Here is a 17,908-nt window from a genome sequence, read left to right as displayed (position 1 = left end):
GCGGATCGGCCGTCTAGGGTGCCCAGCGTGGACCAGCGGGATGAGCCGACCGAGTATCGGCAGACGCCGTACAAGGCGCCGGACGGCGCCACCGAAGTCCTTCTCGTCAGGCACGGCGCCTCCGCGCCGGCGCGCCCCGACAGGCCGTTCCCGCTCGTGGACGGCCACGGCGACCCCGAGCTCGCGCCCGAGGGGCGGGAGCAGGCCGAGCGGGTCGGTGAGCGGCTCGCGGCCGAGCGCTTGGACGCCATCTACGTGACGCCTCTGCGCCGCACATCCCAGACGGCGGCGCCGCTGGCACGCCGCCTCGGGTTGGAGCCGCGGGTCGAGCGGAACCTGCGCGAGGTCCATCTCGGCGACTGGGAGGGCGGCCTCTTCCGCAAGAAGGTCGCCGAGAACGATCCGGTGGCGCAGCGGATGTTCGCCGAGGAGCGCTGGGACGTCATCCCGGGGGCGGAGAGGAGCGAGACTTTCGCCGCCCGCGTCGAGGAGGGGCTCGTCCGGCTCGCGGCGGCCCACGCGGGCGGGCGGATCGCCGTGTTCACCCACGGCGGGGTGATCGCCCAGGCCCTCGCGGCCGCCACCGGCGCCAGGCCGTTCGCGTTCCTCGGGGCGGACAACGGCTCGATCTCGCGGCTGGTCAGGCTCGGCGCCCTGTCGTCGCTGCGCGGCTTCAACGACGTCTCCCACCTGGACCGGTCCGCTCCCGCCCCTCTGACCTAGAGCCGGAACCGAAGCCTCTGCCCCGGGCGCAGCTGGGCGGCCTCGGCCACGGCCGCCGAGGCGAGCACGGCGACGACCGGGTAGCCGCCAGTGGTCGGATGGTCGGCCAGGAAGATGATGGGCAGCCCGCTGGGCGGCACCTGGAGAGAACCGATGACCATGCCTTCGCTGCCGAGTTCGCCGTCGCGCGCCCGTTCGAGGGGCGGTCCGTTCAGGCGGACGCCCACGCGGTTGCTGTCCGGTGACACCTCGTAGAGCGAGGACGTGAGCGTGGACAGTGCGTCATGGGCGAACCAGTCGTCCCGCGGGCCGGGCAGAATTCGAAGGCTCGGGGTCTCCGGCATGGCTGCGACGGGCACGACATCCACATTGATGTACTGGAGACCTCCGGGAGAGCCGACCGGCAGACGGTCACCTGGCGCGAGCGGTGCCGGCCCGAGGCCGGACAAGAGGTCGGTCGAACGGCTGCCCAGCACTTCGTCCACGGCGATACCGCCCCGCACGGCGACATAGCTACGGAGCCCGGACGTGGGCGTGCCGAGTTCGACGACGGCGCCCGCCGCCACGAAGCACGGCGCGTTCATTGCGTGAGGACGGCCGTCGATGCGCAGCGTCACCGGAGCGCCGGTCACCGCGATCCAGGCGTGTCCGCGGAAGCGCAGGGCGGCGCCGCCGAAGGTGCACTCCACGCCCGCCGCGCCCTCCGGGTTGCCCACGAGGCGGTTGGCCAGCCTGAAGGCGCGCTGGTCCGCGGCTCCGGAGCGGGGGACGCCGAGATGGGCGCGACCGGGCCTGCCGAGGTCCTGGACGGTCGCCAGCGGCCCGGGCCGCACGACCTCGATCAAGAACGCTCCTCGGGGACGAACCGCACCCGCGTCCCCGGCCGGAGCAGGGACGGCGGATCGCGCGACACGTCCCACAGCGGCAGGCGGCTGCGGCCCAGCAGCCGCCAGCCGCCCGGCGACCGGGACGGGTACACGGCCGCGTACGGGCCCGCCATCGCCACCGAACCGGCCGGGACGGCCTTCCTCGGCGAGGCGCGCCGTGCCACGTGCAGCGCCGGATCCAGACCCGACAGGTAGCCGAAGCCCGGGGAGAAGCCGAGATAGGCGACCGTGTACGAGCCCGCGGAGTGGCGCCGGACGACCTCCTCGCGCGACAGGCCCGTGAGGGAGGCGACCTCGTCGAGATCCTCGCCGTCGTAGACGACGGGTATCTCCAGCGGCTCGGCGTCGCCCGCCACGTCGCCGGCCAGGCGCAGTCGCGGGAGGCGCGCCGCCAGACTGCCGAGGTCGGTGGTGTGGTCCGCCACCACCAGGACGGTCCGTTCCCCGGGGACGACGTCCACGACACCGGGCAGCGGGACGCTTCTGAGGGCGGCGTCCATCCGGTGGGCGGTCGCCAGATCCCCGGTCTCCACGAGCAAGGCGGTGTCGCCGACCCGCCGCACCTTCACGCGAAGGACTCCAGGGTGACGCCCGCCTCGGAAAGCGCGGACCGGACGGACCTGGCGAGGACGACCGCGCCGGGGGTGTCACCGTGCACGCATATGGAACGGGCCTTCAACGTGACCTCGGTACCGTCCACCGCGACGACGGACCCGTCCACCGCCATCCGCACCGCGCGCTGCACGACCGTGTCGGGGTCGTGGACGACCGCCCCCGGCTCACGTCGTGACACGAGCGCGCCGGACGGCGTGTAGGCGCGGTCGGCGAAGCACTCGGCGACGACGGTGAGTCCGTCGGCGACGTCGTGCACCGCGGACCCCGGGAGCGTGAGCAGGGGGAGGGACGGATCGTAGGCCCGTACCGCGTCGGCCACCGCGCGCGCCTGGACGGGGTCACGTGCGACCCTGTTGTAGAGGGCGCCGTGCGGTTTCACGTACGCCACACGCCCGCCCTCCGCGCGCGCTATGCCGTCCAGTGCCGAGAGCTGGTACAGGATCTCGGCGGTCAGCTCCGGGGCGGCCACGTCCATCTCGCGGCGGCCGAAACCGGCGAGGTCCCAGTAGGAGACCTGCGCGCCGATCGTCACCCCGCGCTCGACGGCCGCCGCGCACACCCGCCGCATGATCAGCGGATCGCCCGCGTGGAACCCGCACGCCACGTTCGCGCTCGTGATGACGTCGAGCAGCGCCGCGTCGTCGCCCAGCCTCCAGACGCCGAACCCCTCGCCGAGGTCGGCGTTGACGTCGATGACCGTCATGCCCCGCAACCCGTCATGCCTCACGACCCGTCATGCCCGCTACCACCGATCCCCGTGCTCAGACGGTCTCCTCGCGCAGGTCCTCGACCTCGTGCCGGGACGCCCACGCCTGGTACACGCCCCGGTCGAACGGCTCCAGGCCGAGCCGCTCCGCCACGGGGACCTTGCCGCCGCTGTACTCCACGCGCAGCCAGCCCTCGTGCTCGCCGAGGACCACGAACGGCTCGCCGCGCCACGTGCAGTGGGTGGTCACGTACTGGAGGTGGTCGACGTCCGCCCGGGGCACCACCTGGACGTACCGGTCCGGGGAGACCTGCCTGAACCCCTCCGCGGGCCGCGCGGCGTAGAGGCGCACCTGGTCGCCGTCGGGGCTCGCCTCGTACTCGGCGCTCCGCCAGCCCGCGTAGTAGCCGTGCCGGATGCTCACTCCGGGCCTCCCGGCAGTTTCACGAGCCACCTGCGCAGGTCGGCGTCGTAGCTCGCGACGAGGGAGACCCTGCCCCGCGCGTCGAGCCGGTACATCTCGGCCCCGTGCGGCAGGCGCTGGCTCTCGACCTTGAACTCGGGGATCGCGGGCCCGTCGCCCGGCGCGTACCCCGAGCCCGGGAACGGCGCCTTCTCGATCACCCATCCGCCCGGGATGATGCCCATGCTCCACTCGTCGATGCCGCCCAGCGGGCGGCGGAACAGGGCCGGCTTCACGGCCGGCCAGCGGATCACGAAGATCTGCTCGTCCGCGGGCGCGAACGGCGACCCCTCGTACACCAGCCCCAGGGCCCGGATCAGCGCGGCGGGGCTTCTCAGCTCCTGGACGTCCTGGAATCGGTGCACGTAACCGGCGACCAGGTCATAGCCGCCTTCCAGGTAGTGCTGCACATGCTCGGGCCGGACGGCCTTCTGCATCACCACGACCTGGGATGCGTCGGCGGGCCCCTGCGCCTGAGGCGCCGTCCCCCGCCCCCCTGAGGGAACCCGGGCCCCGCGTTCGACGATGCTGGGCGCTCGCTCCACGCGGGTCTGCGTACTGGCAGGAGAGGGCTGCGCGGCTGCGGCCGGGACGCTCTGCTCGCGTGTCTCGGTGCCCGGTCGCCGGGAGTCTGGGCGTGGTTGACCAGGGTCTGTGTGTGGTCGACCAGGGTCTGGGCGCAGGGCGTCGGCCCGTGCCCGCTCCCGCTGGCCGTAAATCGGCGCCACAGGAAGCCCGAGAGGGTCGCTCGGCGTCTCCCGGGCCACCGAAGGTTCCTTCGCGACCGGTCTTTCCCTGGGAAGGGGCGTCTCCCTGGTCACCGGGGCCTGCCCGGCGGCGGGAACCTCGGGTCGCCGCGGCGGAGCCGGGGGCGCCTGGGCAGGAGCCGGGGGCCGTTGCGCGGGCGCGCGGACCCCGGGCGCGGGCGGACCGTCCAGCGGCGCTGTGCTCGTCTGTGACGGCGCCGACGGCGCGGGGGGTGCGTCGGTTCGAGGCCGCGCCGGTTCCGGGCGCTGGGACCGCCTGGGGGCCCGGCGGCCGCCGGGCGGCGTACCGTGCCCCCCGGCGCGGGACGCGGAGCGGCGCGCCGACGAGCCGGCCACGTGGACGTCGGTCGGCACGGGCGGCGTGGGCGTCCGTGGCTCCTCGGGTTCGAGGAGCGCGTTGGCGTCCAGGTAGCACGCACTCGGCAGGCCGGGGTTCACCGCGAGCTGCCACTCCGGGTGCGGCCAGCGCCGCGACAGCTCCGCCAGCGAGGCCTGCCGGTGGTGGACCGCCTGCCCTTGCAGGGATCGGTCCATGGCCTCGGGCGAGGTGAAGGCGAGCACGAACGTGCCGTCGCCGAACCGCGCCGTGGCGAACTGGTGACCGCCGCCCTCCGGATCGCCGGGCGAGGGCAGGTAGAGCGTGGCGCGCGCGAGCAGCTCCAGGTAGCCGTGCTGGTCACCCCGTTCGCGGGCCTCGGCCAGGGCCGCCTCCAGCGACGACCCGGACGGGCGCGCCGGACGCGCCGAGGCCTGTGCGGGACGCTCGTCCTCGGGGACGGCGAGCGCGATGCCGAGACCGGGCAGGGCCAGGGGTCCGCCGCCGGGCCCGGCCTTGCTCGCCTGGTAGACCAGTTCGAGCGGGGACTCGATGCCGTAGACGTCGCGGAACGCGCCCGTCATCTGCCCGGCGAGCAGGGCGCACGCCTCCAGCAGCTCCGAGGAGGCGCGCCCGCCGCGCCCTCCGCGCTCGCGGAAGGTGAGCCGGTCCCACCAGTTCTTGCGGTCCTCCTCGTCGGGCGGCTCCCAGCCGAGCGCCCTCAGCCGCCGCTCCTGGCGCGACGCGAGGGGGCGGGGCAGGAACGCGCTGCCGACGGCCTCGGCGTCGAGCGTCCCCTCGGAGCGCATCGCCTGGACGTAGGGCAGGCCGCTCGGACCCTGCAGGATGAGGAACGACGTGACCGGCAGCCGTGAGAGCTCCAGTGTCAGCCGTCTGGCGAAGTCGTTCCAGTCCACTGGGGATCCACTTTCACGTGCGGGGCGGGATTCCGTACTCGACGGTAGCCGAAGGGCGCGTCACTCGGTCCAGGGAGACGGAACCGCGTCGGCCCGCACCGGCGTCCAGACGCCGCCGATGGCGTCGTATACGGCGACCGGCGCCTGCTCGCCCTCGCCCGCCGAGCGCCACAGGCGCGTGCCGTGCGGTGGTCGCATCGGGACGCCGGCGGGGCGCGGCGCAGGAGGGGGCGCCTGGCGCGCCGGCCGGACCGGAGGGGTCTCGGCCGGGCCGCCGGCCGCCGGAGGGTTCTCGACCGGCGGGGGGCCGGCGGGAGGATCGCCCGCCGGAGGATTTCCGGCAGGCGGGACGGCGGCAGGCGGGTCGTCGGTCGGTGCGCCGAGAGGCGCCGCCGCGGCCGGCTCCGGTGCCCTCGGCGGGGCGCCGGCTTCCAAGGCCGCCCGCAGGTCGGCCGCCGTGAACGGATCGACCGCCGTGTGGGAGTCGTCGTAGGGGACGTCCGCCGCCCCGCCCGGGGCCGCCCCGCCCGGGGCGGGCGAGCCGTGGGCCGAACCGTTGACCGGGGGAGTCGAGCCGCCGGCGACGGGGTTCGGCCCAGAGAGGGCGTTGGGGTCGACCGTTCCGTACGGGTTGGGCTCGGTCGGCAGAGGGCCGTACTGGAGGGGCTCGGGCGCTCCCGCTCTGCCGCCCTGCAACCGCCCGATGACGGACGAGTCCAGGAGCACTTCGCTGGGCAGGCCCCAGTTGATGGCCAGGCGCCACGCGGGATCGGGCCAGCCGGCGGCCAGCCGGGCGAACGAGGTGCGCCGGTACAGGCCGGGATGCCGGTCGCCCGTGCGCGCGAGCGCCCCAGGCGAGGTGAACACCGTGACATAGGTGCCGCTGCCGATGGTGATGGTGGGGAACTCGGCGCGGTCGGGGTCCTCCACGGCGGAGGCGGTCGCCGGCAAGACCAGGTCGGCGTTCTCCAGAAGCTTGAAGTAGGCGGTGTTGTCGCCGTTCGCCTTGGCTTCGGCGAGACGTGGTTCGAGCAGTTCCGCGTCCATGCCGGGCAGCGCCTGCTCGGGCAGCGGCAGTCGCGTCCCGGCCAGGGGAGGGCCCGCGGGCAGGGGAGCGGCGCCGGACAGGGGATCTGCTCCGGACAGGGGGTCTGCTCCGGACAGGGGATCGGTACCGGAGAGGGGGGCGGCTCCTGGCCGGGGCCCGCCGGACGACGCGCGGCGCTTGCTCACCCGCGACGGGTCGGCCACCTCGATCCCGAAGTCGAGCAGCTCGATGAGGCCGGACCCGTGCCGGTGGAACGACTCGTACACGAGGTCGGACGGGCGCCGGACGCCTTGGACGTCCCGGAGCGCCGTGACCATCACGTCGGCCAGGCGCGAGAAGTCGGCCTCGGTCACGCTCAGCATCCCGCCGGGCATGCCCGCCTCGGGCAGCTCCGTCCACCAGTTGCGCGGCGCGGGGTCGGCGGGCGGGCGCCAGCCCGCCTCGCTCATGACCTCTTCGTCGGCCAGGGTGAGCAGGAGGGGGCCTTCGAGGAAGTTGTTGCTGACGGCCTCGGCGTAGAGCCGGTCGGGCTCGCGCATGGCCTGGACGTAGTGACGGCTCTCGTCGCGTTCGCGCACGATCAGGATCGTGTCCCGTTCGAGCCCCGCCAGCTCACGTCCCAGCCGCCGGGCGAACTCGGACCACTCCAACAAGATCACTCCCTACGACCAGGGGCCGGTGCCGACCCCCGCGAGACCGCGCCCGGGACCCGATGATTGTCGCCGGGAGCGCGACGCGCAAACCGGGAGTTCAGTCGGGCGGCGGTTCGTGACGAAGCACACGCAGGGCCTCCCGGAGGGCCCGCGGGTCGTCCCCGCAGCGGTCGAGGACGCCGATGAGCTTGTGCAGGATCTCGTGGCGCTCGTACCCGACGTCCAGCAGCGACTGGGCGGTGTCCCACAGGTGGGGCGGGTCGCCGTCCCACAGCATCGCCGCCAGCCGCACGTGCGCGTCGAGGTGGTCCTCGTCGCCGCCCGGGTGCTCGAACTCCAGCAGGGCGCGGCGGTCGCCGGGGTCGGCCGGGTCGAGCTCCGACAGGTCGACGGGGTCGTGCCGCCCCGCCGGCCGGTGCGTGCCCGACAGGAACGGCAGGGCGAACGCGCGGCGGGGGAGGGCCTCCAGGTCGCCGTCGGGCAGCAGCCGGTCGACCAGGCCCCGGTCGAGGCCGAATGCGGCCGGATCGCGGTAGGCGGCGGAGAACTTCGCGGTGGCGTCCCAGAGGGCGTCCAGGGTCGCCCTGATCCCCTCTTCCGGCAGCCCCGTGCGCCGCCCGGCCCAGCGGACCCACGCGGCCAGCACGTGGGGGACGGCCTCCTGTTCCGACGGGGAGAGCAGGACCTTGCGCGGCAGCCAGTCGAGCAGGAACATCTCGCACTTGAGGGGGCTGACCCGCAGCGGCCGCCCGAAGTCGTGCGCGCAGCCGTAGTCGATGATCCGGTCCACGCACCGGATCGCCGCGGAGATGTCCGACAGCTCTCCCGCCTCGTCCGAGGCGAGGAACCGGGTCGCGATCGTGGCGCGCCTGTCGCGCCCGTACACCGGAGGCTGGGGCAGGCGGCCGCCCGGCGGAAGGATGTCCACGCGCGCGCGGACGAACGCGTGGTAGGAGCCGAAGTTCTCGTTCACCGGCGGGGCGTCTGTCCTGTCGGTGAGATCAAGGGCGCTCTGCAGCAACGCCTTGGTGTCGCGCGGGTCGAGCTCCTCGAACCGCATCAGCGGGTTCTCCCGGCCTTCGCGGCGGCAGTGGTCGAGGAGCCGGTCCACCCGGGAGGAGACCCAGGCGTCCCGGACCATCCCGCTCGCCGTCGGACGCCCCGCGGGCGCGGCGGACGCGGGCGTGCCGCGAGGCTGGACGACCCCGGCCCTGTTGCGGTCGACCAGGATGACCAGGGCGTGCCTTTCGGAGCCCCCGTAGGTGTAGGTGCAGATGACGGAGTCCTGGTCGCCGTAGACGTCCCTGGACGCGAAGCACGCCTCGGGCTCGACCATGCCGACGCGGTCGGCCCAGCCGGGCCTGGCGACGCCGTCGCTCATCAGTTGCAGCGCCGCGCGTTCGGCCTTGGCGGCCTGCCGCGGGGTGCCCATGTAGGCGATCCCGGTGAGCAGAGCCAGTGCGGCCGGGGTAGCGGCCGCCGCGGCGTAGCCGACCAGGGCCTCGCCGATGACCTCCTCCACGTCGCCGTCCGGGACGCGCTGCCCCCACCAGGAGCCGAGGATCTCGCTGACGATGAGCTCCGCGTCCAGGGGACTGCGCACCGCCAGCAGTTCGCGGGCGTGCTGGAGCATGCCGTCGAAAATCGCCGAGACCTCGTCCGGGGGTTTCGGGCCGTCCCGGGCCGGGTCCCCGGAGGAGCGGCTGCGGCTGCGGGGACTCACCCCTCTAGCCTCTCAGATCCGGAGCGCACGGTGGCCCGGACACCGGCGAAGGCCGGATTGGGCCGTCACCGCACCGCCCGGGCGAGCGGGCGAGCGGCCGGCGGCTCAGCCGTCCGTTCAGCCGGAGACGTCGCCGTCGGGCCCGCGCCCGGAGGGCGGTCGCGACTTCAGGATCCCGGTGAGCTGCTCCCGCGCCATCCGCTCGACCCTGTCGGGCGTGGTCTCCAGGCCCAGATGGGCCATGCAGGCCTGGACGTCGGCCACACACCGGTGCACCGCGTCTGAGGGGAAGGACGCGAACTCGTCGCACAGCCGTCGTGCGAGAGCGTCACGTGTCTCGTTCCGGTGATCGGCCAGTGCAGGCATCAGCGCACACCTCCGCGCACGGGGTACCGGCGGGCGGGGACGCCGCCGGTGAGACGGAGCGCGCTTCGGACCGCCCTTGAGTGGGAGCTTCAGCGAGAACCCCGCCTCGATGCCACATTCCAGCCCCGATGCGGGGAGAGTCAAGACGTGCCGGGAGGTCGTTTCGCAAATTCTGGACCCCGTTCACCGGGCGTTCCCGGAGGACCGGCCGCCGCCTCGCCCGCCCCCGCGCCGGCCTCGTCCAACTGCGCGTTCGCTTCACGGACGGCTGGCCGTCCACCGGCGTTCGCGGACCCGCGGGCGGCGTCGGCCCAGCTCGCGTGATGCCGTGCGGCCCAGCCGGAGTCCACCCGCCCGGTCAGCATGCCTGTCAGCGCCTCGCGGTCCCGCAGCGCCTCCCACAGGTGCCCGGCGGTCACCGCGAGGACGGCGAGGAAGAGCCAGTCGTGGACGAAGGTGGAGCCCGTGCGCCACCGGTCTCCCCACGGACCGGGGAAGGTCATGATCTCGCCGGTGCCGAGCATGACGAGGATCGCGCCCGCCATGAACGCCGCGTTCAGCTTCTGGCCCGCGTTGAACTTGCCCACGGGCAGGATCCCGCGCCCGTCCCGCACGGCCCTGCGGTCGCCGCGCCTGAGCCACTGCCAGTCGGCGGGCACGAACCTGTTAAGCCTGCGAAGGTCGGCCCTGAACGCCCGGGACAGCAGACCGAGCACGATCGGCACGGGCAGGGCGAAGCCGCACCAGACATGGACGGTCTTGACCATCTCCCTGCGGCCCACCAACGCCGACAGCGGCGGCAGGTAGAGCAGCGCCGCGGTCAGCAGGCAGACCAGCATCAGCAGTGCGGTCGCATGGTGGATCGAGCGTTCGGCCCGGGTGAACCGGACGAGCCGCCCGGGCGGCTCAGGTGGGCGCATCGCCGCGTCCGTTCGACCGTCCCACCCAGGCGTCCACGTCGTAACCGAGTCCCTCCCAGTAGCCGGGCCTCACCCGGTCGGTCAGTTCGATGCCCCCGAGCCACTTCAGCGACTTGTAGCCGTACATGGGCGCGACGTACAGCCGCGTGGGACCGCCGTGGTCGTGGGTGACGGGCTTGCCGTCCATCTGGGTCGCGACCAGGACGTCCCGGCGCCGCGCCTGCTCCAGCGTCAGCGACTCGGTGTAGAGGCCGTCGAACGACGTGAACCGCACGGCGCGCGCGCGGGCGGACACTCCGACCGCGTCCAGCAGATCGGGCAGCGCCACGCCGACCCACCGCACATCCGGGACCCGCCAGCCCGTCACGCACTGGAAGTCCCTGTCGAGGACTGTCTGCGGAAAATGCGCCAGATCGGCCATCCCAAATGATTGCGGCTTGTCCACAAGGCCGGAAACGGTCACCCGGTGTGTCGCGGGGCTGTGCCGCTTCACACCGGACGTGACCGAGTAGTACCGGAACCCGCCGGCGGCCGGCAGGACGTCTCCGATCGGCCCGACCGGCGCCAGCGTCCGGCTCACCCTGTCCTGGACGGATGCCCCCACGGCGACCCCCGCCACGCCGAGGCCGAGCATCCCCAAAACGACCCGCCGCCCTACCGGACTGCCCTCCGGCCGTTCGTCCTCGCTCACCACTCCATTCGAGCACCCCGGCCTGCGGCTCGCCAGGGGGCGGCGGACCTCGTAAGACTTCTGACAGATCCGGGCGTCGCCCCCGGCCGGCTCCGGGCGCCGCCCTAAGCTGAGTCCATGGCCACGAAGGTTCACCTCGCGCAGCGTCCGGAGGCCGACGAGCTGCTCGGACGCAGTCCGCTGGCCGCTCTTGTGGGCATGCTGCTCGACCAGCAGATCCCGATGGAATGGGCGTTCTCCGGCCCCTACACCATCGCGCAGCGGCTCGGTTCGGACGACCTGGACGCCCACGAGATCGCCGCCCGCGACCCCGAGCGGTTCGCGGCGCTCCTGGCGGAGAAGCCCGCCGTCCACCGCTACCCCGGGTCGATGGCCAAGCGCGTCCAGCAGCTGTGCCGGTACCTCGTGGACAACTACGACGGGGACGCCGAGAAAGTGTGGAAAGGCGTCGACAGCGGCAAGGAGCTGTTCAAGCGGCTGAACGGCCTTCCCGGCTTCGGCAGGCAGAAGGCGCAGATCTTCCTGGCCCTGCTGGGCAAGCAGTACGGAGTACGGCCGGAGGGCTGGCGAGAGGCCGCCGGCGATTACGGCGAGGAGGGCTCCCACCGGTCCGTCGCCGACATCACCGGTCCCGACTCTTTGGCCAGGGTGCGGGCCTTCAAGCAGGAGATGAAGGCGGCCGCCAAGGCCGCCGAGTAAGGTCGGGAGCCGGGCGGAACTCGCCGAACGGGGCGAGTTGACACCCCGTGACGCATGTACGCCGTAACATCTCCTACTTGCCGTCCATGCCGGGCCGCCCCGCAGGCCCATCCACGACGGTGTCCGAAACCGACGAGTTCGTCCGGGGCCTATGGGACAAGGATGTTCAGCAGGGCTTCCGTACGCGGCGAACCATCGGGATGATGAAGACCTGACTCCGACCGGTGTTGTGATGGAGGCGGGAGCGTTAACCTGCTCCCATTCACTCATAGTGATGAATAATTGCCGCGCGGTACGGGACCCTCTGGGGCGGAGGTGTTGTCGTTGAGCACCGAGACGTCCGTCCCGCATCCCCGCGTCTCAGGGGTGGAGGGGCAGCCCATGGATGCGTCCGACGCCGCGCTGTACGCGACCTTGCTGGAGGAAGCGCCCGAAGGGCTGGCGTTCTTCGACCGCGACCTGCGCTGCCGCCGGGCCAACGGCGCGCTCGCGGAGCTGCTGGACGTGCGCGTCCGCGATCTCCAGCAGCGCCGCCCGTCGGAGGTGCTGCCCGAGGCGCTGGCGGCGGCGTTCGAGACGGCGCTCCGGAAGGTGCTCGCCGAGGACCGCCCGGTGGGCGACGTCGAACTCGTCGTCCCGGTCCGGCCGCTCGACGCGTCCGGCGAGACGCCCAGTGTGGCCACCGCCGTCGAGGAGCGCATCCTGGCGTGCACGTGGCTGCCCGCCAAGGGCGGCGGCGAGGAGCGGCCGGGCGTCGTCCTGACCGCCCAGGACGTGACCGAGCGGCGCAGGGCCGAGGAGGTCATCCGCCGCAAGGAGCAGCGCTACCGCTCGCTCGTGGAGGCCAGCGCCCAGGTGGTGTGGGTCGCCGCTCCGGCCGGCGGCGCCATCGACGACGCGCCCGAGTGGCGCGCCATCACCGGCCAGACGCCGGACGACTACGCGGTCGGCGGCTGGCTGTCGGTCGTGCACCCCGAGGACCGGCCCCGCATCGAGGCGCACTGGCGCGACTGCGTGGGAGAGAACCGGGTCTTCGAGACCAACTACCGCATCCGCACCAAGAGCGGTACATACCGGCACTTCGACGTCCGGGCCGTGCCCATCTGGCGCGGCGACGCGGTCATCGAGTGGGTCGGCGCCAACACCGACGTCACGGGGCAGCGCGAGGCCGAGGAGATGCGCGGCCGGCTGACCGAGCAGCTGTCGGCGGCGGCGCTGCGCACCGCGCGCCTCCAGCAGGCCACCTCGATGCTCGCCGAGGCACTGACCGTCTCCCAGGTCGTCCAGGTCATCACCGAGGTCGGACGGTCCGCCATCGGCGCCGACTACTCCGCGGTGGCGCTGCTGGACGACGACAAGCTGCGGCTCAGCATCGTGGCCCCGTCCCAGCCGGGATCGGAGAGCGAGACGCCCCCGGTGTCCCGCGACGGGATCAAGGTCAGCGACCAGACCGTGATGTCGGTGGCGGTGCGCGAGAGCCGGCCGTTCCTGGCCGAGCACCCCGACAGCCTGCGCCTGCAACTGGGCCACGGCGAGCGCGACCTGTTCGCCCAGCACACGGAGGAGCGCGCCTGGGTGGGCCTGCCGCTGCTCGCGGCCGGCGCCCCGATCGGCGCGCTCCGCTTCTCCTTCACCCGGCCCAGGGAGATCACCGAGGAGGAGCGGGTCTTCCTGGAGGCGCTCGCGGGCCAGTGCGCGCTGGCCGTGGAGCGGGCCCTGCTGTTCGAGCGCGGGCACAAGACCGCCGAGGAGCTCCAGCGGAGCCTGCTGCCCAGCGACCTGCCGCAGCTGCCGGGCATGGCGCTCGCCGCCCGCTACAACCCCGCGACGCGCCATGTCCAGGTGGGCGGCGACTGGTACGACGTCTTCCGCCTCGCCGACAACCGGCTCGCCGTGGCGGTCGGCGACGTGATGGGCAAGGGCGTCCTCGCCGCGGCCGGAATGGGCCGCGTCCGCAACGCCCTGCGCGCCCTCGCGCTGAACGACCCGCGTCCCGCCGCGGTCCTGGCCGGCCTCGACCGGCTGTTCAGCGCCACCGAGGACGAGGAGCAGTTCACCACCGTCGTCTACGCGGTCATCGACCCCGAGACCGGGCAGGGGGAGCTCAGCAACGCGGGCCATCCTCCGGCCCTGCTGATCTCGCCCGACACGCCCGCGCGCGTGAGCAGGCGGGAACCCGGAACCCCCCTCGGCTGGCCGAGCCAGCGGCAGCAGACAAGTTTTTCCATCGAGACCGGCAACACTGTGGTCTTCTATTCCGATGGACTTGTGGAGAACCGTAGGCGTGGGGTGGACGCCGGGCTCGAGGAGCTCGTCGCCGTCGCGGCGGACGCCCCACCTGAAGTGGTAGGAGATCCCGAGAGACTCGTCGACTTCCTGGTCGATCGGATGCTTGCCGGATATGAGCAGGTAGACGATGTGACCGTGCTTGCCCTGCACGTCCCGCCCAAGTCCGAGTGAACCCCGCCGAAGACGGCACTGAGACGGTCCGCGACGTTCGAAGGACCGCCTCGCGCCCTCTAAGGTGGAGTGTTACCGGGTAGGACTCCAAGGCGGAATGCGCAGCAGTGCCAGAATGCTTGACCCAGAGAGAGCGGGTACGCTGCGGTCCCGCACCGGGAGGTCCGCTCCGTGTGTGGTCCCACCCAGTGTGAGGCCGAGCCCGTCAGGGCACTTGGGTCAACCAAGCCACACGTTCGTTCGAGAGGTATTTGTGTCGCCTGCTAGCTCGACCTCGAAAGCGTCAGATCTGCACGATCACGTCATCGCGCAACTGATCGAGCGTGGACGGTCCCAGGGTTACCTCGAAGCCGACGACGTACGACGTACGTTCGAGGAGGCCGACATCCCCGTGTCGAAGGCCTCCAGCATTCTGCGGAGCCTCAGCAAGGAGGGTGTGACCGTCATGGTGAGCGCTGCCGACTCCGCGGCGCCCAAGCGTCCGCGCAAGCGCGCGACGCCGCCGGCACGCAGGCCCAAGACCGCCGCCGCCGCCAAGGAGCAGCCCGACACGGTGACCGCCGTCGTCGGCGACGACGCGCCGGAGGAGGCCGTCGCCGCGCCGCGCCCGGCGGCCCCGAAGCCCGCGCCGCCGAAGAAGGCCACGCCGCCCAAGGGCGCCAAGGCCAAGAAGGGCGCGCCTGCGAAGAAGGCCGCGCAGCCGGTCAAGGCCGCCCCGTCCGACAAGGCCGGCAAGGGGGAGGACCCCGACGTCGACGACGAGGTGGACGTCGACCTCGACGAGGACCTGACCGACCTCGAGGTCGAGCTCGTGGACGACACGGCCGAGGCCGAGGCCGAGGAGCCCGAGGCCGAGGCCGAGGCCGAGGAGGAGCCGGCCGCCGCGCCCGTCGCGAAGGCCGCTCCGAGCGGCAAGGGCGACACCCCGACCTCCGAGGAGGAGGGGTTCACCCTCGGCGACGACGACGAGGACGCGCCCGCGCAGCAGATCGCGGCCGCCGGCGCCACCGCCGACCCGGTCAAGGACTACCTCAAGCAGATCGGCAAGGTGCCGCTGCTGAACGCCGAGCAGGAGGTCGAGCTCGCCAAGCGGATCGAGGCCGGCCTGTTCGCCGAGGAGCGCCTCGCCGTCGCGGGCCCCTCGATGTCCGAGGAGGACCTCGAGGACTTCGAGTGGATCGCCGAGGACGGCCGCCGCGCCAAGAACCACCTCCTGGAGGCCAACCTCCGCCTGGTGGTCTCGCTGGCCAAGCGCTACACCGGTCGCGGCATGCTGTTCCTGGACCTGATCCAGGAGGGCAACCTCGGCCTGATCCGCGCGGTCGAGAAGTTCGACTACACCAAGGGCTACAAGTTCTCCACGTACGCCACCTGGTGGATCCGGCAGGCCATCACCCGCGCGATGGCCGACCAGGCCCGCACCATCCGCATCCCGGTGCACATGGTCGAGGTCATCAACAAGCTGGCGCGCGTGCAGCGGCAGATGCTCCAGGACCTGGGCCGCGAGCCCACCCCGGAGGAGCTGGCCAAGGAGCTCGACATGACCCCGGAGAAGGTCGTCGAGGTCCAGAAGTACGGCCGCGAGCCCATCTCGCTGCACACGCCGCTCGGTGAGGACGGCGACAGCGAGTTCGGCGACCTCATCGAGGACTCCGAGGCCATCGTCCCGGCCGACGCGGTCAGCTTCACGCTGCTGCAGGAGCAGCTCCACTCCGTCCTGGACACGCTCAGTGAGCGCGAGGCGGGCGTGGTGTCGATGCGGTTCGGCCTCACCGACGGCCAGCCGAAGACGCTGGACGAGATCGGCAAGGTGTACGGGGTGACCCGGGAGCGCATCCGGCAGATCGAGTCCAAGACCATGTCGAAGCTGCGCCACCCGTCCCGGTCCCAGGTCCTGCGCGACTACCTGGACTGACCGGCCCCACCGCGGAAGACGACGGCAGGGGCCCGGCGATCTCGCCGGGCCCCTGCCGCGCCGTCAGTCGTGCAGGATGACGTCGAGGTTCGCGCCGTTCAGCTCGACGGTGTGGCCGAGGCCGGCGACGGCCTTCACCAGCTCCTCCGGGGTGCGCGGCGCGGCGCCCGCCTTGATCAGGTCGTGGGCGACGCGCCCGCGGGTCGCCTTGGCCATGTGGCTGACGACGGTGCGCTGGGGGACGCCGCCGGCGAGCCGCTCGCGGAACACCCTCACGGCGACCGCCGGGCCGGGCGCCTTCCACACCGACGCGTACGGTCCGGACCGCATGTCGACGACCAGGTCGTCGTCGAGCCGGAGGGCCTTGCGCATCGCCGGGCGCCACGACGCCCCCAGGCCGCCTCCAGGCGGCAACGACACCCCCATGGACAGCCGGTAGGGCGGGACGCGGTCGGTGAGCCTCAGCGCGCCCCACAGCCCCGAGAACACGATGATCTGCCGGGCGGCGGCCTCGGCGTCCAGATCGGCGAGGTCGAGGTTGTCGTAGAGGACGCCGGTGTAGAGCCGCGCCGCGGGCAGGGTCGGCGCCTTGCGCAGCGCCCTGTTGCGGGCGAGGGCCTCGTCGGCCTGTCCGGGCGGAAGACCGAGTGTCTCCGCGGCGCCGGCGCCCCGGGACGCCTTCGCCAGGGCCGCGAGGACGCGCCGCCGCGTGGGCGTCAGGCCGGGGAAGCTCAGCGAGGCGAGGTCGAGGGGCGGGCCGTCCCCCTCGGTGGCCTTCTTCTCCGACGGCGGCAGCAGGATATGCACGATCCCCCCGAAAGCGGTGACAGATGGCGCGGGCCTTGGACAGGCGGTTGGACGAACTGGTCGCCGAGGCTTGGCCCGCGCCGTTCGCACAGGATATTGGCGGCTGGTGGCTGCGCCACGCCGACGGCGTGACCAAGCGGGCCAACTCCGTCCTGCCCATGGACGACCCGGGGGACGTGGACGTGGCCATTGGGCGGGCCGAGCGCTTCTACACCGCGCTCGGGCTGCCGACCGTGTTCCTGATGGACGCCCAGGCGCGGCCCGAGGGGCTCGACGGGGTCCTTGCGGGGCGGGGCTACGAGCTGGTCGAACCGACGATCGCGATGACGGCCGACCTGAGCGGTCCTTACGAGCACGAGGGCGTGGACGTCCTGGACGCCCCGTCCCGCGAGTGGCTCGACCGGTGGTGGTCGGTGGACGGCCGCCGCGACCACCGTCCGCCGGTGGCGGAGAAGATCCTCACGGGTGTGAGCGCCGGGTACGCCTGCGCGGACGGTCTCGCCGTGGGACGCGGCGTCCCCCAGGGAGAGTGGCTCGGCGTCTACGCCATGGCCGTCGCGCCGGACGCGCGGAGGCGGGGGCTGGGCCGGCGCGTCCTGCGGGCCCTGCTCGGCTGGGGGAGCGAGCGGGGGTGCACGCGGGCGTACCTGGTCGTCGTCGAGCGGAACGCCGCGGCCAGGGCGCTGTACGAATCGGAGGGGTTCGTGCCGGCGGCCGCCTATCACTACCGCGTAAGGGACATCACCGCGAGGTGAGAAACGCAATATGGTTACGATATGCAGCCACTCGGATACTCTTCGCAGTTATCGCCGCATCGCGGCGCGCGGTGGGCCAAAGGAATGAAAGCGAACGGCGGCCACCGTCTCCGGTGACCGCCGTCCTTCGCTCGCTCTATTTGTGGAGGTCTACCGCTCCTCGTCCGGAGCGGCGGCCGGGGTTTCGGTAAGCCGGTCGGTCTCGTCCTGTATGTCGGCCCCATTGGAGCGGAGGGCCTCTGCGTACTTGCGACCGTGGTGGGCGCAGAACAGAAGGTCGCCGCCGCCTACAAGGACCGCACGGACGTAGGCCTGAGCGCCGCAGCGGTCGCATCGGTCGGCGACGGTCAGCGGCTTGGTTGGGGCAAGGGCTCCAGTCACGGCACCTTCCTCATGCTCGGGGTCGGTACTTAGGACAACATCTAACCCGACGTCGGCGTTCCCAACCTGGTTCTTCGTACGCCCACAGCAGAATGG

Annotated in this window: 17 protein-coding genes; 5 read left to right on the top strand and 12 right to left on the bottom strand. The window is 72.8% G+C overall.

The window, feature by feature from the left end:
• Positions 1–27 precede the first annotated feature (27 nt).
• Positions 28–723: a histidine phosphatase family protein gene (locus BKA00_RS17670; protein WP_185026396.1), complete on the top strand. Its 696-nt coding sequence runs from the start codon at positions 28–30 to the stop codon at positions 721–723.
• On the opposite strand, the gene BKA00_RS17665 is transcribed toward BKA00_RS17670, so the two are convergent.
• The 10 genes from BKA00_RS17665 to BKA00_RS17620 all read right to left on the bottom strand — a co-directional run bounded on the left by BKA00_RS17665 (position 720) and on the right by BKA00_RS17620 (position 10,795).
• Positions 720–1,568: a 5-oxoprolinase subunit C family protein gene (locus tag BKA00_RS17665; protein WP_185026395.1), complete on the bottom strand. Its 849-nt coding sequence runs from the start codon at positions 1,566–1,568 to the stop codon at positions 720–722. The genes BKA00_RS17670 and BKA00_RS17665 overlap by 4 nt on opposite strands.
• Positions 1,565–2,179: a 5-oxoprolinase subunit PxpB gene (pxpB, locus tag BKA00_RS17660; RefSeq protein ID WP_185026393.1), complete on the bottom strand. Its 615-nt coding sequence runs from the start codon at positions 2,177–2,179 to the stop codon at positions 1,565–1,567. The genes BKA00_RS17665 and pxpB overlap by 4 nt, the downstream gene beginning before the upstream one ends.
• Positions 2,176–2,928, bottom strand: coding sequence for a LamB/YcsF family protein (locus BKA00_RS17655; RefSeq protein WP_185026391.1), 753 nt, complete (start codon positions 2,926–2,928; stop codon positions 2,176–2,178). Before BKA00_RS17655 ends, pxpB begins: the two co-directional genes overlap by 4 nt.
• 58 nt (positions 2,929–2,986) lie before the next feature.
• Positions 2,987–3,355: a hypothetical protein gene (locus BKA00_RS17650; RefSeq protein ID WP_230298696.1), complete on the bottom strand. Its 369-nt coding sequence runs from the start codon at positions 3,353–3,355 to the stop codon at positions 2,987–2,989.
• Positions 3,352–5,394: an SseB family protein gene (locus BKA00_RS17645; protein WP_185026389.1), complete on the bottom strand. Its 2,043-nt coding sequence runs from the start codon at positions 5,392–5,394 to the stop codon at positions 3,352–3,354. The genes BKA00_RS17650 and BKA00_RS17645 overlap by 4 nt, the downstream gene beginning before the upstream one ends.
• 60 nt (positions 5,395–5,454) lie before the next feature.
• Positions 5,455–7,095, bottom strand: a complete 1,641-nt coding sequence (locus BKA00_RS39020) for an SseB family protein (RefSeq protein ID WP_230298697.1) — start codon at positions 7,093–7,095, stop codon at positions 5,455–5,457.
• Between the two features lie 97 nt (positions 7,096–7,192).
• Positions 7,193–8,728, bottom strand: coding sequence for a hypothetical protein (locus tag BKA00_RS17635; protein WP_185034389.1), 1,536 nt, complete (start codon positions 8,726–8,728; stop codon positions 7,193–7,195).
• 207 nt (positions 8,729–8,935) lie between these two features.
• On the bottom strand, positions 8,936–9,184 hold the full coding sequence (locus BKA00_RS17630) for a hypothetical protein (protein ID WP_185026387.1): 249 nt from the start codon (positions 9,182–9,184) through the stop codon (positions 8,936–8,938).
• A gap of 140 nt (positions 9,185–9,324) precedes the next feature.
• The gene (locus tag BKA00_RS17625) at positions 9,325–10,104 is read right to left on the bottom strand and encodes a cytochrome b/b6 domain-containing protein (protein WP_185026385.1); all 780 of its coding nucleotides are present in this window, start codon (positions 10,102–10,104) and stop codon (positions 9,325–9,327) included.
• Positions 10,091–10,795 carry a molybdopterin-dependent oxidoreductase gene (locus BKA00_RS17620; protein WP_221493193.1) on the bottom strand — a complete coding sequence of 235 codons (705 nt, stop codon included), beginning with the start codon at positions 10,793–10,795 and terminating at the stop codon, positions 10,091–10,093. Before BKA00_RS17620 ends, BKA00_RS17625 begins: the two co-directional genes overlap by 14 nt.
• A gap of 117 nt (positions 10,796–10,912) precedes the next feature.
• Here BKA00_RS17620 and BKA00_RS17615 point away from each other — a divergent pair, with 117 nt between their 5' ends.
• The 3 genes from BKA00_RS17615 (at position 10,913) to BKA00_RS17605 (ending at position 15,869) form a co-directional block, all read left to right on the top strand.
• Entirely contained in the window at positions 10,913–11,494 is a 582-nt protein-coding gene (locus tag BKA00_RS17615) for an HhH-GPD-type base excision DNA repair protein (protein ID WP_185026383.1), read from the top strand.
• Positions 11,495–11,875: 381 nt separating this feature from the next.
• Positions 11,876–13,954: a SpoIIE family protein phosphatase gene (locus tag BKA00_RS17610; RefSeq protein WP_185026382.1), complete on the top strand. Its 2,079-nt coding sequence runs from the start codon at positions 11,876–11,878 to the stop codon at positions 13,952–13,954.
• A gap of 253 nt (positions 13,955–14,207) precedes the next feature.
• Entirely contained in the window at positions 14,208–15,869 is a 1,662-nt protein-coding gene (locus BKA00_RS17605) for an RNA polymerase sigma factor (protein WP_185026380.1), read from the top strand.
• Between the two features lie 63 nt (positions 15,870–15,932).
• On the opposite strand, the gene BKA00_RS17600 is transcribed toward BKA00_RS17605, so the two are convergent.
• Positions 15,933–16,676: a YaaA family protein gene (locus tag BKA00_RS17600; RefSeq protein WP_185026378.1), complete on the bottom strand. Its 744-nt coding sequence runs from the start codon at positions 16,674–16,676 to the stop codon at positions 15,933–15,935.
• Positions 16,677–16,711: 35 nt separating this feature from the next.
• Here BKA00_RS17600 and BKA00_RS17595 point away from each other — a divergent pair, with 35 nt between their 5' ends.
• A complete protein-coding gene (locus BKA00_RS17595) occupies positions 16,712–17,431 on the top strand; it encodes a GNAT family N-acetyltransferase (RefSeq protein WP_230298699.1) in 720 nt (239 codons plus the stop codon).
• Positions 17,432–17,581: 150 nt separating this feature from the next.
• Here BKA00_RS17595 and BKA00_RS39015 read toward each other — a convergent pair whose 3' ends face one another.
• Positions 17,582–17,812 (bottom strand): DUF7455 domain-containing protein, encoded by a 231-nt coding sequence (locus BKA00_RS39015; protein ID WP_230298700.1) that lies wholly within the window; start codon positions 17,810–17,812, stop codon positions 17,582–17,584.
• Between the last annotated feature and the right edge of the window lie 96 nt (positions 17,813–17,908).

Origin of the sequence: Actinomadura coerulea (assembly GCF_014208105.1) — a bacterium.
Taxonomy (GTDB): domain Bacteria; phylum Actinomycetota; class Actinomycetes; order Streptosporangiales; family Streptosporangiaceae; genus Spirillospora; species Spirillospora coerulea.
Note: the sequence above shows the minus strand (reverse complement) of the source record. Positions and strands in the feature narration are given on the sequence as shown.